The following is a 14,402-nucleotide window of genomic DNA, read 5'->3' on the forward strand; positions in this document are numbered from 1 at the left end:
CACCGCGGTGGTGAAAAAAGGGCGGGTGAAGGGCATTCCCCACCACCGGTCAAGTTTAGCGGTGCTCTCCCCCCACACGAAGCGAGTCCACTAGATCGAGCATCCGTAGCGGGCCTTGCGTTCCAGCCGGGGCGGCCTATCCGCTGCGGTTTGGTGGTGGTGTGGTGGTGGGACTCGCTGCGGTTTGGTGGTGGTGTGGTGGTGGGACTCGCTGCTGTTCGGCGGTGATCAGCAAGCCTCGTGCTGTGGTGAGGCGCCGGTGGGGCCGGAGTCGATCCGCCACTCCCCTTGGGCGACCGCCAGCGGGAAGATGACGCTCCAGCGGATGCAGTCCGCGGGCAGTTCCAGTGGGGCGTCCGCGGTGTCCTGCTTGCTGACGAACGTGAGCAGGACTCGCGCGTTGTTCTGGGGTCCCGTCTCGATGCGGTAGACCACGATGGTGCCGTCCTGGGTGGTCCGGTAGGACGCCCGCCAGGTGTCCTCGGGCATGTCCTTGATCCGGGACTCGGTGACCGTGGTCTTCCAGCGCGCGTAGCTCTTGCCGTTGATCGCGTCGAAGTAGGTCTGGAGCAGTTGTCGGACCGTCTCGTACAGCGGGTGCTGGGTGGCGTCCTGGGTTGCGCGGACGTCGCGCGGGCCTGGGCGGGCGCTTTCCGGCAGGGTGCTCTCGCTCGGCAGGATCGGCGGAGCCGCCTCTGGTGCGCGAGTTCTCGCCGGGTAGAGCTCGCGGGCGACCATCGCGGCCGCGGCGGCGATCACGACGGCGACCATGATGACCGGCAGCAGCCACCGCTGGCGCTCCTGCGCCGGGGCCTTGACGGGTTGCACGGCGTCAGCGTGCCACAGCGGCCGAGCCGCACGGCAGCAGATCACCGCGGTGGCGGGTGACCGTGCGGTTGGCTCACCCGCAGTGTCCGATAAAGCGCTATCCGACACGGCGGTGCCGGATCGCCACGGTGCCGGGGCAGCGCTTGGCGCGGTCGCGAACCGCCAGGTCAGCCGACGCGGTGCAGCCAGGTGACCGGGGCGCCGTCGCCCGCGCGGCGGTAGGGCTCCAAGGCCTCGTCCCAGGAGGCGCCGAGGAGCTCGTCGACCTTGAACGCGAAGGACTCGCCGCCGCGGGCGCTCGCGGCGATCGCGCGCAGCTGGTCCTCGGCCACGACGATGTCGCCGCTGGCGCTGGTTCGCGCGTGCCACAGGCCGAGCGCGGGCGCGTAGCAGAACCGCTCCCCGTCGACCCCGCTGCTGGGCTCCTCGGTGACCTCGAACCTGATCATCGGCCACGCCCGCAGGGCGGCGGCCAGCTTGCCGCCGGTGCCCGCGTCGCCGGTCCACGCGCATTCCGCGCGCAACTGGCCGGGAGCGGCGGGCTGCGCGGTCCAGCGCAACTCGGCCCGCACCCCTAGGGTGCCCGAAATAGCCCACTCGACGTGCGGACAAACCGCAGCCGGCGACGAGTGGACGTACACCACACCTTGGGTGTTTCCACGGGTGCTCACTGCTGACCTCCGCTGCTCGACGAGGATCGTCTTCCCCTACGTCCTGCGCGATCAACGGCTGTCTGGACCACTCGCGGTATTCCCGGCGCCATTGTGCCCTGCTACCGGACACTTTGGCCACACGAACCACGAAAACAACGTGTGCCCCAGGCATTTCGCGCGAATGCGGGCAGCGTCGAGTAGGCCTGCCCCTTTCACCAGGTGCGAGACGGCGATCCCGCCGGACGGGCCTGTCGATCTTGATATGAGGTGGACGCGCGGGCGGGCACGACGTTGCGCCACTGATCGACATTCCCTGCGAGTGACCCCCAAAGGGGTGAGTGGCGGGTGACATCGCTACGTTCCGAGGTCTACCACCCCCGGCGGGGTCACTGGCGCTAGCGTGTCCGACAGGGTGGTGGGGAACCCACGGGACGGGTGGCCAGTCGGGCGGAGGTGGCAGGCGTGCGCTTGATCCGGGTCGGCGAGTCGACCGCCGCGGTCGGCAAGGACCTGCGCGCCGCGCTGACCTCGTGGCAGCGCGGGGACGCGGTGGCGGGCGGGATCGCGCTGCTCGGCATCACCCCGCCGGGGCTCGCCGAGCCGGTCGAGGCCGTGGTGCTGCTGCCCAGGGGTGTGTTGGTGGTCACCGCCGTCGACCTGCCGGACCCGGCGATGCGGCTCGAGGCGCCGTTGGGCGGGCAGTGGAAGACCGACGGGTGGCCCCTGGTGCACGCCGACGGCCCGGTCAACCCGGCGGACGGCGCGCTGGCGGCCACCGCGGCGGTGGCCGGGTTGGTGCGGGCGAAGCAGCCGGTGCCGTTGCCGGTGTACACCGTCGTCGCGGTCGGGCCGTACGTCGCGGAGGTCGCCCAACCCGAGGCCGACGTGGCCCGCGGTGTGCGGATCCTGCACCCGGAGCCGATGCCGCTGCTGGCCCTCGCCCGCGAGCTGGCCACTCAGGACCGGCCGTGCCCGGTCGGCGAGCTGCGCCGGGTGCTCGCGGCGCTGCACCCGGAGCTGCGGGTCGCCGACGCGGAGCTGGTGGCCGAGGGCTTCCCGGACGGGTTGTCCGCCGAGTCCGCGGCCGAACGCACCACGGTGCTGCCCAGGATCGCCGCGGCCCCTGCGGCTCCCGCGCCCGCCGCGCCCCAGCGACGGCGGAACTGGATCCCCCTCGCGGCGATGTTGCTGGTGACGGTGCTGCTGATCGTGGGCATCGCGGTGGCGGTGAGCGCCGCGGGCGACCCACCGAGCCAACCCGCCGCCCCGCCCCAGACGACGACGAGCGCCGCCGAGATCCCGGTGGACGGTGTGGCGTTCACCCCCCGGGGCAGCGTCGACCAGGCCGACTGCGCCGCGCACGCGATCGGCGACGTGCGGGCCTGGCTGGAGCAGAACGGCTGCGCCCGCCTGATCCGCGGCCGGTTCGAAACGGGCCAGGCGGGACGAAGGGCCGCCGTGCTCGTGGGGGTGCTGCGGTTCACCAGCAGCTCCGCGGCGACCGAACTGCGCGCGCTGGCCGACCGACCTGGCTCCGGCGGCGTGGTGGACGCGGCGGTCGAGGGCCAGCCCTGGCCGGTCGAGCCGCAGCCGCGGTTCGAGTCGGCGGCGTACGCCAGCGGGCGGGAGGGGAACAGCGTGAAGGTGGTCCAGGTGGTGTGGCTCGACCAGCCGAGCGCACCGGGCGACCCGGCCCTGCAGGAGATCGCCGCCCGAGCACTGCGCCTGACCCCCGCGGGCTGACGACCGAGGCGGGGCTCGTCGGAGCGAGCTGGACAGGGCGGATCCGAGCCGGCACAGGCCCGGGTCGCCGGACCAGCAGCACCGTGTTCGCTGGGCCCCTCGAAACCTGGCCAAACGGTGGCGAGAGTGCCGACGTCGCCGGTTTAGCTGAGCACCGCGAAGTGGACCCCGACGCGCGGGCGGAGAGGCTCGGCACGAGGTGCCGAGGAACCTCAGGTCCGCAGGTCCGGGGCGTAGGCGAAGAGACCGGGGAGGCCGCCGGTGTGCAGGAAGACCACCGTCTCCCCCGGCGCGATCTCCCCGGTGCGTGCCTGGTCGACCAGGCACGCGGCTGCCTTGCCGGTGTAGACCGGGTCGAGGGTGATGCCCTCGGTCTCGGCGAACAGGCGCACCGCCGCCCACATCTGGTCGGTCGGGATGCCGTAGCCGGGGCCCACGGCCCGGTCGTCGGTGTGCACCCCGGCCAGGGTGGGCTCGGGCGCGCCGAGCAGTGCGGCGGCCTCGCCGGTGAGCCTGCGGATGTCGGCCAGCGACTCGGCGGCGGTGTGGGACACGCAGGCGCCCACCACCCGGGTCGAGCGGCCCAGCAGTTCGGTGGCCAGCGCGACCCCGGCGACCGTGCCCGCGCTGCCGACCGGGACCACCAGGCGGTCCGGGACCACACCCGCGGCGTCGAGCTGGGTGAACAGCTCGTCGGTGGCGGCGACGTAGCCGAGCACGCCCAGGGCGTTCGAGCCGCCGACCGGGATGGTGGCGATCGTGTGGCCCGCCGCGGTGGCGCGCTCGACCACCTGGGCGTAGGTCTCGTCGACCGCGCGCTGGTCGTCGCACAGGTGGACGGTGGCGCCGTAGAGGGTGTGCAGGGCCATGTTGCCGGAGCGCTCGTAGGCCTCCCCGGTGCGCGGGACGTCGCGGGTGAGGATCAACTCACACCGCAGGCCGAGGCGGGCGCAGGCGGCCGCGGTGAGCCTGCCGTGGTTGGTCTGCAGGGCGCCGAAGGTGATCACCGTGTCGGCGCCGCCGTCGACCGCGGCGGCGAGCAGGAACTCGAGTTTGCGCAGCTTGTTGCCGCCGACGCCGAGGCCGCTGACGTCGTCGCGCTTGACCAGCACGCGCACCCCGCCGAGGGCGGCGCCCAGCCGCGGGCACTCGTCGAGGGGGGTCGGCCAATGGCCGAGCGACACGCGTGCGAAGGCGGACAGGTCCAGGGCCATGGTGGAACTGTAACGGCGCGCCGCCGCGCACCGAGAAGACGGGCAATGACCACGACTCGACACGCCGCGGAAATGACTGACCGATCCTCATGTTGCCTGGGAGGCAATTACCTGGGAACCGCCGTGGTCAAATGGCCGTGATTCCACCGGATGGCTGACCTGGGGAAATGGTGGCGGCGAAGTGGCCGGGAGCGGGCCGCCGGACGAATCGGACACGTCGTATTCCCGCTAGTGCGGTGTATGGCCTCGATGGGGTACTAATGTTGAGGACCGCCACACCGGGCCACTGGCTGGTTCACCGACCCGCTTGCCGATACGCTTCCCCACGCCCGGTTGGCAATACCGGGGCAGACACCGGGACACCGTCGCATAATCGGCTGGGACCCGTGCAGGAAACGAACTCTCATCACGCGGAGGAAACCGTGGCGCAGAAGACCGTTGTGGAACTCGTCGACGACCTCGACGGCGGGCAGGCCGACGAGACCGTCGACTTCGCCCTCGACGGGGTCGAGTTCGCGATCGACCTGTCCAGAGAGAACGCCGCCCGGCTGCGGGAATCGCTCGCCGAGTTCGTCGGCCACGCGCGCCGCACCAGTGGCCGCAAGTCGAAGAACGGCGTGGTCGTGGTGCGCCGCTTCGGTACCGGCGACCGCGCGGACAACCAGGCGATCCGGGAATGGGCCCGCAACCAGGGGGAGACCATCGCGGAGCGGGGCCGGATCCCGCAGGCGCTGGTCACCAAGTTCCAGGAAGCCCACGGCGGCTGACCCCAAAAGGGATTCAACTCGAATTCACCGCCCGTCTTGGCGGAGTTCCGGCAACCGGTCCGCCGGCGGTGTCGCCCACGCACCCGGGCGACCCAGTGGCGGGCTCGGGTCTTCGCGATCCGGAATCCGCCGGGCAGGTGACGGGCCGCCGCCTGAAACAATTTCGCGGCCAGGTGGTCGCGCTGTGGGATAGCGGCGGCGGCCGTGCTCCCAACCGGGAGCAGCGGGTACGACAGGTGCCTGGTCGTCGGTTCGCACGCGCGCACCCAGGGGTCAACGAAGGGTGCGCGACGCAGGGCGGCTAGGAATGGGGGCGACCTCGGCGGCAGAGCGCCTGGTCGTCTACCTCGCCGGCCTCCAGGTGCGCCGGCTCAGCCGCCCGACGGCGGCGTCGACGGCAGCAGAGGCCGAGCGGACTCGTCCCCGAGCTGACGCGCCGGGTCGAGTTGGTCGAGGAACCCCTCGACGAGTCGCGCCCGCCGCGATCCGGGGCGGAAGTGCGCACGGTCGAGCCGGACGACACGGCCACCGACGGTGATCGCCGGGTAGCGGTAGACGGCCTGGCCGAGCGGTGCGCGCGCGTCACGCCACTCCACCCCGGCGACGTCGTCGAGCGGGACCGACCGCAACCCGCGCACCGTGCGGATGCCGACCTTGCCGTCGCGGATGAAGCAGTACGGGAACAACGCCTGGTACCCGGTGGCCACCGCGACGACGACCGCCGCGAGCAGGAACGCGATCTTGTCGGAGCCGCTCTCCGGCGTCCACACCACGGCCCCCAGGACGGTGGCCAGCAGGGTCGCCGACGACGTCCAGAGCAACGCCACCCGCTCGACGGGGTGGCGGTACACCACCGGTCTGTTCACCGCCGGACCGCCTACGGGCGCGCGGTGATCTGCTGGACCGCCCAGCCGTTGCCATCCGGGTCGTGGAAGAAGACGAACCCGCTGTTGTTCAGGTCGTCCTCGGCGACGGCGACCCGGAACCCAGCCTCACGACTCGCGTACATGACCTCGCCGACGTCAACACCGCGCGCCTTGAGCTCGGCGTGCGCGGCCCGAACGTCGTTGACGACGAGCTGCAGGCCGCTGAGCGAACCCGGCTCCATGTCCCCGACCCCCCGCCCGATCACGATCGAGCACCCGGACCCCGGCGGCGTCAACTGCACGATCCGCATCGCCCCGGCATCGGTGTCGTGGTCGACGGCGAAGCCCAGCTTGTCGGCGTAGAACACCTTGGCCAGGTCCACGTCGCTGACCGGTACCACGACGACTTCCAGGGTCCACTGCATGCGTCCTCCTAGGCCTGCTGGGGCAAGCATGGCAGAACCGCCAAGACCACACGCGAACTGGGCCAAGCAGCCAACCCCTTGCTTGATCGAGGTGGAACAGCCAGTCCCGGCCAGCCGAACCGCCAGCCGACAGCGCCCCTGCTCGATGAGGTGAAACAACAAGCCCGATCCACCCGAAACCGCCACCAACAACACCCATGGTCGATGGGGTAGCGCGACCACCTCACCCCACCGCCAAACCGCCACCCGACAACGCCCCTGCCCGGTGGGATGCAGCGACCACCCCATCCCACCCCCAGACCGCCACCTGACAACGCCCCTGCTCGATGGGGTGGAGTGGCTTTGTTTGGGGAGAAAAGAGGCGCTAGCCTGGTCCCGGCGTGGGTGATCCCTTCCCCACCCGCTTCACCCCGGCGCCTCTTTTCTCAGGGGCCCCAAACAAAGCCGCTCCACCCCATCGAGCACACCACCGAAGCAAGCACCGGGCCGAACACCCACCAAAGCAAGCACCGACGTGAAGCCCAGGCAAGCAGCGCTCAGAGCGCCTTGAGCTCCTCAGTCACCTCGGACACCGACGCCTTCGCGTCCCCGAACAGCATCGTCGTCTTCGGGTCGAAGTACAGCGCGTTGTCCACCCCCGCGAAGCCCGTCGCCATCCCGCGCTTGAGGACGATCACCGAGCGGCTCTCGTCGACGTTGAGGATCGGCATGCCGTAGATCGGGGAGTCGGTGTCGGTGCGGGCGGCCGGGTTGGTGACGTCGTTGGCGCCGATCACCATGGCCACGTCGGTGCGGCTGAACTCGCGGTTGATGTCCTCCATCTCCTTGAGCCGCTCGTAGGGCACGTCGGCCTCGGCCAGCAGGACGTTCATGTGCCCGGGCATCCGGCCCGCGACCGGGTGGATGGCGTAGTACACCGACACCCCGCGCGACTCCAGCAGGTCGGCCATCTCGCGGACCGCGTGCTGGGCCTGGGCGACCGCCATGCCGTAGCCGGGGACGATGATCACCTGGTTGGCGAAGGCCATCTGGATCGCGGCGTCCGAGGCGCTGGTGCGGCGGACGGTCTGGTCGCCGGAGGCGATCGCGCCGGTGCCGCCGCCACCGCCGAAGCCGCCCGCGACGATGGCCGGGATGGAGCGGTTCATCGCCTTGGCCATCAGGTTGGTCAGGATCGTGCCGGACGCGCCGACGATCATGCCCGCCACGATCAGCGCGGTGTTGTCCAGCGCCAGGCCCATGGCCGCGGCGCTCAGCCCGGTGAGCGCGTTGAGCAGGGAGATCACCACCGGCATGTCGGCACCGCCGATGGGCAGCACCACCATCACGCCCAGCACGGCCGAGGCGACCAGCAGTCCGATGATCAGCAGTTGCCCGGAGCCGCCCGCGATGGTGGCGGCGGCGCAGGCCAGGGCAGCGAGCAGCAGCACGAGGTTGAGCGGTTGTTGCAGCTTGCCGATGCCGACCGGGCGGCCGGTGATCAGCTCCTGCAGCTTGCCGTAGGCGACCAGCGAGCCCCAGAACGAGATCGAGCCGACGATCGCGGAGAACAGGCTCGCGATCGCGACGTGCTCGGGCTCGTTGGCGAACCCGAGGCTCTGCCGGAACTCCACCCAGGCGATCAGCGCGACCGCGCCGCCGCCGACACCGTTGAACAGGGCGACCATCTGCGGCATCGCGGTCATCTTGACCTGCTTGGCCGACGGCACGCCGACGGCGGTCCCGATGGCGACACCGAGCAGGATCAGCCACCAGTTGCCCATGCCCGGGGTCAGCAGCGTGGCGATCACGGCCACCCCCATGCCCGCCGCGGCGATCCAGTTGCCGCGCACGGCCGTGCGGGGGCCGGTGAGGCCCATCAGGCCGTAGATGAACAGGGCGAAGGCGACGATGTAGAGCAGCTGGATCGCGACGTCGCGGGTCATCGCCGGTCCCCGTCCCGGGTCCGGTTCGGACTGTTCTTGAACATGCCCAGCATCCGGTCGGTCACCAGGAAGCCACCGATGACGTTGATCGTGCCGAACGCGATCGCGATCACCAGCAGGATCTTGTCCAGCACCGACTCCGCGCCCAGGCCGAGCACGATGAGACCGCCGAGCAGCACGATGCCGTGGATGGCGTTGGTCCCCGACATCAGCGGGGTGTGCAACGTGTTGGGCACCTTGGAGATCACCGCGAAGCCGACGAAGCCCGCCAGCACCAGCACCGCCAGGTTCTGCACCAGCATCTAGCCCTCCTCCCCGCTCACGCGGGCACCGGCGACGACCTCGTCGGTGAAGTCGATGGCGAGCGCGCCGTCGGTGTCGACGAGCAGTTCGAGCAGCGCTTGGACGTTGCGGGCGTAGAGCTCACTGGCGTGCTCGGGCATTCCCGCGGGCAGGTTCAGCGGGGCCGCGATGGTGACCCCGCGGGTCACGATCACCTCGCCGGGACGGGTGAGCTCGCAGTTGCCACCGGACTCCCCGGCCAGGTCGACCACCACACTGCCCGGCCGCATCCCCTCGACGGCCTCGGTGCGCACCAACGTCGGCGCACGGCGCCCGGGCACCTGCGCGGTCGTGATCACGGCATCGAACCCGGTGATCGCCTTGCTCAGCTGGCGCTGCTGCTCCTCCCGCTCGGCATCGGTGAGCGCGCGGGCGTACCCGCCTTCACCGACCGCCTCGATACCGAGGTCCAGCCACTGCGCACCGACCGAACGGACCTGGTCGGCGACCTCGGGTCGGACGTCGTAGCCGGTGGTGTGCGCCCCGAGCCTGCGAGCGGTGGCGAGCGCCTGCAGACCGGCGACACCCACCCCGAGCACGAGAACCTTGGCGGGCGGCACCGTCCCGGCGGCGGTGGTCAGCATGGGGAAGAACCGTGTGAGCTGCTCAGCGGCCAGCATCGCGGCACGGTAGCCGGCGACATTGGCCTGAGAGGACAGTGCGTCCATCGACTGCGCCCGCGAGATGCGCGGTATCGACTCCATCGCGAACGCAGTGATACGACTGCGCTTGAGCGCCTCGACCCGACTCGGGTCGGACAACGGTGCCAGGAAACCGATCAGCACCGCCCCCGGCCGGAGCAGCGCGATCTCCTCGTCGGTCGGCGGCGCCACCTTGACCACGATGTCAGCGGCCCAGGGATCACCGAGCGTGGCTCCAGAATGGACATAGGCGTCATCCGGGATCAGCGCGTTCGCACCGGCTCCCGGCTCGACGACAACGGAGAGGTTCCGGGCGCGAAGCCGCTCGACCACCTTGGGCACGAGCGCGACCCGCCGCTCGCCCTCGATGGTCTCCCTCGGGACGCCCACGACTGTGTTGGCGGTCACAGTACAGTTGTACCATTTACTGGGGGCCAACGCAGAGCATCACAGTTACCACCTGAGGCCTGTGCGGCTCGGGGCGCAGGCCAGGCACATGGACCGCACGTGGATCTGCCCGGTCGGCCCGGGTCAGCCCAAGCCCCAGCCCCAAGCCCTCCCGGCTCGGCCCACCCTCGCCTCGCCTCGCCCACCCTCGCCTCGGCTCGGCTCGGCCCACCCCACCCCACATCAGCCCGTCAACTCGCGTGGCCCAAAGTCTCACTCGTGCCCTCTGCTTCGCCCTTTCTTTTCATCCCTAAATCCCAAGCCCTACGGAACGCAACACCCGCTACGCCAGTGCTCGATTCAGTGGACTCGCTTCGTGTGGGGGGAGAGTACCGCTAAACTGGCCGGTGGTGGGAAATGCCCTTCACCCGCCCTTTTTTCACCACCGCGGTGCTCTAGGGGCCCCGCACGAAGTGAGTTCACTGAATCGAGCCCGCTCTTACTCGGGTACACACGGCGTTGCTCGCCTCATCGACTGGGCGTAGCTCATACAGGTTGCCCGACTAAGACGCAGGCTCGATCTGGCGAACTCCCTTTGCGCGGGGCCCCTAGAGCACCGCTGTGGGGAAAAAGCGTGGGGAGAAGGGCATCCCCACCACCAGGTCAAGGTTAGCGGCACTCCTCCCCCACACAAAGGGAGTCCGCCAGATCGAGCACATCCGTACCGGGTGTTGCGTTCCGTAGGGCTTGAGAATTAGGGATGAAGAGAAAGGACAAGCATAAGGCAAGAGCAAGGCTTTGAGGGTGGCGAATTGGCGGGCCGGAGACGGAATTGGCGGGCCGGGGCGAAAGTGGGCCGAGTGGGTCGTGCAGGGTGGGCCGAGACGGGGTGGGCTGAGGCGGGGCGAGAATGGGGTGGTTATCTGGGGTGCCAGTGGGCCATACCCAGGGCGATCATTCTCAGTTGGCGTTCTGCCACGCCTATCACCTGTGCCAGGTCGTCCGGGTGATCACCCACGTCCAGCAGTGCCATGACTATCGACAGCATGGCGCCGACCATCAGGTCCGCTGCCATGCGCAGGTCGTCGGAGGACCAGGTCGCCATGCCCGGGAAGCGGCCCAGGTCTGTGGCGAGTTCGCTGCCCAGTAGTCGTAGTTCCGCGGCTATGGCGCGTCGGACTTCGGCTGCGCCGCCGTAGCGTTCGCGGACCAGGAAGCGGAAGTGGGGTTCGTGTTTGCGGACCTGGGCGACCAGGGTGGCTACCGAGCCCTTGATGGCGTCGTCGGCCGGCTTCTGTCGGGCGTCGCGGAGCATGGTGCGGAGGGTCCGCATGCTCTCTTCGGCGAGTGCCACGCCCAGTTCGTCCATTGAGGCGAAGTGGCGGTAGAAGGCTGTCGGGACGATGCCCGCCTCGCGGGTGACCTCGCGCAGGCTCAGGCCGGCCAGGCTGCTGTCTGCGAGCAGGCGCAGGGCCGCGTCCAGGAGTGACTGCCTGGTGCGCCGCTTGCGCTCCTGTCTGGACTCCACCGCGCCGGTCACGGGGGCGAGGGTACTGGGCCTGCGCGGGCCCGCCGTGGTCACCACTGTTCGACACCTCACAGTCCCGTCGAGTTGACAGCGGGGTCGATCCGCGCTGTCCTTTTCAGTGTACGCACGTTCACTCAACATCGGAGGTGGCGGTGACCGCACAGCTGGAGCGCAAGCCGGGGTTTTCCGTGTTGCGGCTGCTTGAGGCCCTGGCCACGCCGCACGGGGTGGATCGGTACCTGGAGCTGGTGCATCCGATGCTCACCATCCGGGACCTCCGTGGTGAGGTGACGCGTGTACACCGAAGCACGTCCGACACGGTCACCCTCACGGTCCGCCCGACGCGGCGGTGGCGGGGGTTCAGCGCTGGGCAGTTCGTGCGGGTCGGGGTGGACATCGACGGGGTCCGGCGGACCCGGTGCTACTCCCCCGCCACCTCGCAGCACCGCGCAGGCGAGTTCGAGCTGACCATCAAGGCGCACGCCGAGGGACTGGTCTCGCGGTGGCTGCACAGCAACGCCGAGCCGGGGCTGGTGTTGCACCTGTCGCAGGCCGAGGGCACCTTCACGCTGCCCGACGCCCGCCCGGACAAGGTGCTGCTGATCAGCGGTGGCAGCGGCATCACCCCGGTGCTGGCCATGCTGCGGACGCTGGCCGACGAGGACCACACCGGCGAGGTCACCTTCCTGCACTACGCCTACACCGAGGCCGACGTCCCACACCGCGACGAGCTGCGCGCGCTCGCCGAGCGGGCGAACGTCAACCTGGTCCTCGCCTACACCCACGCCGACGGCGGCGACCTGCGTGGCTTCTTCGACGAGACCCACCTGCGCGCGGCCGCCCCGTGGCACGCCGAGGCGCGGACATACCTCTGCGGTCCGCCCGGCCTGATGTCGGGCGTGCGCGACGTCTTCACCGGCCTCGGTCTCGCCGACCGGCTGCACACCGAGGAGTTCGCGCCCGCGCCGATCACCGTCGACGCCGCCGACGCGACCGGTGAGGTCACCTTCGCCCGCAGCGACCGGGCCGCCGCCAACTCCGGGCGAACGCTGCTGGAGCAGGCCGAGGCGGCGGGCCTCAAACCCGAGCACGGCTGCCGGATGGGGATCTGCTTCTCCTGCAACCGGGTCAAGACCGCGGGCTGCACGCGCGACGTGCGCAACGGCGAGCTCTCCACCGACCCGGACGAAGAGATCCAGCTGTGCGTGTCCGTGCCCGTCGGCGACGTGTCCATCGACCTCTGAGACCCCGGGAGAAACCATGAGCGACAAGACCGTCCGCCTGACGCCGAGGCAGTTCGAGGAGCTGGGCCGCGACCTGGACGCGCTGCGGCAGCGGGTCGTCGACGACCTGGGCGAGGAGGACCGCAAGTACATCTACGACGTGGTCAAGGTCCAGCGCGCCCTCGAGGTGGCCGGGCGCGGTCTGCTCTTCGCCGGGTTCTTCCCGCCCGCCTGGCTGGCCGGGGTGGCCGCGCTGTCGGTGTCGAAGATCCTGGACAACATGGAGATCGGCCACAACGTCATGCACGGCCAGTACGACTGGATGCGCGATCCGGCACTGAACTCCAAGATGTTCGAGTGGGACACCGTGGCGCCCGCGGAGAACTGGAAGCACTCGCACAACTACATCCACCACACCTTCACCAACATCCTGGGCAAGGACCGCGACATCGGCTACGGCGTGCTGCGGATGGACGAGGCGCAGCGGTGGAATCCGTACTACCTGGGCAACCCGGTGTACGCGTTCCTGCTGATGGCCTTCTTCCAGTGGGGCGTGATGCTGCACGACATGGAGACCGAGCGGCTGATCTCCGGTGAGAAGAAGTGGGCGGACACCGCGGGCGTGCGCAAGCGCATGTGGCACAAGGGCCTCAAGCAGACGCTCAAGGACTACGTACTCTTCCCCGCGCTGACCGGGCCGATGTTCGTGACCACGCTCGCGGGCAACGCGACGGCCAACCTGGTGCGCAACGTCTGGGCGTTCAGCATCATCTTCTGCGGCCACTTCCCCAGCGGGGTGGAGAGCTTCACCGAGGAGGAGACCGCGAACGAGACCCGCGGCCAGTGGTACTACCGGCAGATGCTCGGCTCGGCCAACATCTCCGGCAGCCCGCTGTTCCACATCATGAGCGGCAATCTCTCGCACCAGATCGAGCACCACCTGTTCCCGGACATCCCGGCGCGCCGGTACCCGCAGATCGCGCCCGAGGTGCGGGCGATCTGCGCGAAGTACGGCCTGCCGTACAACACCGGCGGTCTGGGCAAGCAGCTCGGCTCGGTGGTCGGCAAGATCGTGAAGCTGGCGCTGCCGGACTGGCTGAGGGGGAAGCCCTCGACGCCGCCTGCCGGTACCGTCGGAGATGGCCGCGCGCTGCGCGCGGCGTGAGCAGTGAGACGGGGGTAGTCGTGGTCAGCGAGATCGAGAGCACCAAGGACACCATCCAAGAGGTCACCGAGTCCGCCGCCAACCACATCGGCCGGATCGCGCTGATCATCACCGGCGCGGTCCGCGACATCGCCCGCGAGGTGGGCGACTGGGCCACCGACGTGATCGAGATGCGCGAGGCCGCCGAACGGGCGTCGGTCGATCGACCGGTGGTCGTCGACGAAGACCGGTAATAGCGCTGCGCACAGGGCTCCTCGACCCGATCGGGCCGAGGAGTCACTCTACTGTGGACTCGCCCAGCGGTGATCGTTCTGCGAGGCTCTGACCGCCTGAACTCGTCAGGCGAGAAGAGGAGCAGGGAAATCCCAATGCGTATCACCGTTCTGCGCGTCGGCGCCGCAGCGCTCGGCACCGTCGCGCTCGCCCTCGGCCTCGGCGCGGGCACCGCGAGCGCGGCGCCCGCCGACAGCAGCCAGCTCCCGGTCACCGGGCTGGCGGACCTGCCGGAGATCAACGTCGTGAAGATCGACGCGGTCAACATCGCCAGCCCGCTGCTGGGCCCCGGCATCCTGAGCTGAGCCCGCCCGTCGGGCCGGTGCTGACCGCATCGGCCCGACGGATGTCACCGGCCCCACGGAAGAGCGTCAGCCGATCGTGGGCGCGCCGGTCGGAATTGATCACCATGCGAAGTCGGA

At 70.0% G+C, this 14,402-nt stretch carries 15 protein-coding genes; 6 read left to right on the top strand and 9 right to left on the bottom strand.

Annotated elements, in window-relative coordinates:
• Positions 1-228 precede the first annotated feature (228 nt).
• Both QSK30_RS15530 and QSK30_RS15535 read right to left on the bottom strand, forming a co-directional pair.
• Complete coding sequence (locus tag QSK30_RS15530) at positions 229-828, bottom strand: hypothetical protein (protein ID WP_285503451.1); 600 nt, start codon at positions 826-828, stop codon at positions 229-231.
• Between the two features lie 167 nt (positions 829-995).
• The gene (locus QSK30_RS15535) at positions 996-1,499 is read right to left on the bottom strand and encodes a DUF3145 domain-containing protein (RefSeq protein ID WP_285503453.1); all 504 of its coding nucleotides are present in this window, start codon (positions 1,497-1,499) and stop codon (positions 996-998) included.
• A gap of 444 nt (positions 1,500-1,943) precedes the next feature.
• Here QSK30_RS15535 and QSK30_RS15540 point away from each other — a divergent pair, with 444 nt between their 5' ends.
• The gene (locus tag QSK30_RS15540) at positions 1,944-3,224 is read left to right on the top strand and encodes a hypothetical protein (protein ID WP_285503454.1); all 1,281 of its coding nucleotides are present in this window, start codon (positions 1,944-1,946) and stop codon (positions 3,222-3,224) included.
• A gap of 212 nt (positions 3,225-3,436) precedes the next feature.
• On the opposite strand, the gene QSK30_RS15545 is transcribed toward QSK30_RS15540, so the two are convergent.
• Positions 3,437-4,438 carry a 1-aminocyclopropane-1-carboxylate deaminase/D-cysteine desulfhydrase gene (locus QSK30_RS15545; protein ID WP_285503455.1) on the bottom strand — a complete coding sequence of 334 codons (1,002 nt, stop codon included), beginning with the start codon at positions 4,436-4,438 and terminating at the stop codon, positions 3,437-3,439.
• A 422-nt stretch (positions 4,439-4,860) separates the two neighbouring features.
• On the opposite strand from QSK30_RS15545, the gene QSK30_RS15550 reads away from it, so the two are divergent.
• On the top strand, positions 4,861-5,205 hold the full coding sequence (locus tag QSK30_RS15550; RefSeq protein ID WP_285503456.1) for a histone-like nucleoid-structuring protein Lsr2: 345 nt from the start codon (positions 4,861-4,863) through the stop codon (positions 5,203-5,205).
• A 371-nt stretch (positions 5,206-5,576) separates the two neighbouring features.
• Here the strand turns inward: QSK30_RS15550 and QSK30_RS15555 are convergent, their stop codons facing one another.
• The 6 genes from QSK30_RS15555 to QSK30_RS15580 all read right to left on the bottom strand — a co-directional run bounded on the left by QSK30_RS15555 (position 5,577) and on the right by QSK30_RS15580 (position 11,331).
• Positions 5,577-6,071 carry a hypothetical protein gene (locus QSK30_RS15555; protein ID WP_285503457.1) on the bottom strand — a complete coding sequence of 165 codons (495 nt, stop codon included), beginning with the start codon at positions 6,069-6,071 and terminating at the stop codon, positions 5,577-5,579.
• Between the two features lie 11 nt (positions 6,072-6,082).
• Entirely contained in the window at positions 6,083-6,496 is a 414-nt protein-coding gene (locus QSK30_RS15560) for a VOC family protein (RefSeq protein WP_285503459.1), read from the bottom strand.
• A 536-nt stretch (positions 6,497-7,032) separates the two neighbouring features.
• Positions 7,033-8,421 (bottom strand): NAD(P)(+) transhydrogenase (Re/Si-specific) subunit beta, encoded by a 1,389-nt coding sequence (locus QSK30_RS15565; protein ID WP_285503461.1) that lies wholly within the window; start codon positions 8,419-8,421, stop codon positions 7,033-7,035.
• Positions 8,418-8,723 carry an NAD(P) transhydrogenase subunit alpha part 2 gene (locus QSK30_RS15570; protein ID WP_285503463.1) on the bottom strand — a complete coding sequence of 102 codons (306 nt, stop codon included), beginning with the start codon at positions 8,721-8,723 and terminating at the stop codon, positions 8,418-8,420. Before QSK30_RS15570 ends, QSK30_RS15565 begins: the two co-directional genes overlap by 4 nt.
• Complete coding sequence (locus tag QSK30_RS15575; RefSeq protein WP_285503465.1) at positions 8,724-9,812, bottom strand: Re/Si-specific NAD(P)(+) transhydrogenase subunit alpha; 1,089 nt, start codon at positions 9,810-9,812, stop codon at positions 8,724-8,726.
• Between the two features lie 898 nt (positions 9,813-10,710).
• Positions 10,711-11,331: a TetR family transcriptional regulator gene (locus QSK30_RS15580; RefSeq protein WP_285503467.1), complete on the bottom strand. Its 621-nt coding sequence runs from the start codon at positions 11,329-11,331 to the stop codon at positions 10,711-10,713.
• A gap of 140 nt (positions 11,332-11,471) precedes the next feature.
• Here QSK30_RS15580 and QSK30_RS15585 point away from each other — a divergent pair, with 140 nt between their 5' ends.
• The 4 genes from QSK30_RS15585 (at position 11,472) to QSK30_RS15600 (ending at position 14,285) form a co-directional block, all read left to right on the top strand.
• Complete coding sequence (locus tag QSK30_RS15585) at positions 11,472-12,563, top strand: ferredoxin reductase (protein WP_285503469.1); 1,092 nt, start codon at positions 11,472-11,474, stop codon at positions 12,561-12,563.
• A gap of 16 nt (positions 12,564-12,579) precedes the next feature.
• Entirely contained in the window at positions 12,580-13,707 is a 1,128-nt protein-coding gene (locus tag QSK30_RS15590; RefSeq protein ID WP_285503470.1) for a fatty acid desaturase family protein, read from the top strand.
• Between the two features lie 20 nt (positions 13,708-13,727).
• Complete coding sequence (locus QSK30_RS15595) at positions 13,728-13,940, top strand: hypothetical protein (protein ID WP_285503666.1); 213 nt, start codon at positions 13,728-13,730, stop codon at positions 13,938-13,940.
• 135 nt (positions 13,941-14,075) lie between these two features.
• Positions 14,076-14,285 (top strand): hypothetical protein, encoded by a 210-nt coding sequence (locus QSK30_RS15600; RefSeq protein ID WP_285503471.1) that lies wholly within the window; start codon positions 14,076-14,078, stop codon positions 14,283-14,285.
• Positions 14,286-14,402 lie beyond the last annotated feature (117 nt).

Origin of the sequence: Actinokineospora sp. NBRC 105648 (assembly GCF_030269645.1) — a bacterium.
In the GTDB taxonomy this organism is placed as follows: Bacteria; Actinomycetota; Actinomycetes; order Mycobacteriales; family Pseudonocardiaceae; genus Actinokineospora.

Bases quoted from the DNA above. Each gene is read 5' to 3' on its own strand.
- QSK30_RS15545 (WP_285503455.1), bottom strand. From the start codon at position 4,438: ATGGCCCTGGACCTGTCCGCCTTCGCACGCGTGTCGCTCGGCCATTGG.
- QSK30_RS15560 (WP_285503459.1), bottom strand. From the start codon at position 6,496: ATGCAGTGGACCCTGGAAGTCGTCGTGGTACCGGTCAGCGACGTGGAC.
- QSK30_RS15565 (WP_285503461.1), bottom strand. From the start codon at position 8,421: ATGACCCGCGACGTCGCGATCCAGCTGCTCTACATCGTCGCCTTCGCC.
- QSK30_RS15570 (WP_285503463.1), bottom strand. From the start codon at position 8,723: ATGCTGGTGCAGAACCTGGCGGTGCTGGTGCTGGCGGGCTTCGTCGGC.
- QSK30_RS15590 (WP_285503470.1), top strand. From the start codon at position 12,580: ATGAGCGACAAGACCGTCCGCCTGACGCCGAGGCAGTTCGAGGAGCTG.
- QSK30_RS15600 (WP_285503471.1), top strand. From the start codon at position 14,076: ATGCGTATCACCGTTCTGCGCGTCGGCGCCGCAGCGCTCGGCACCGTC.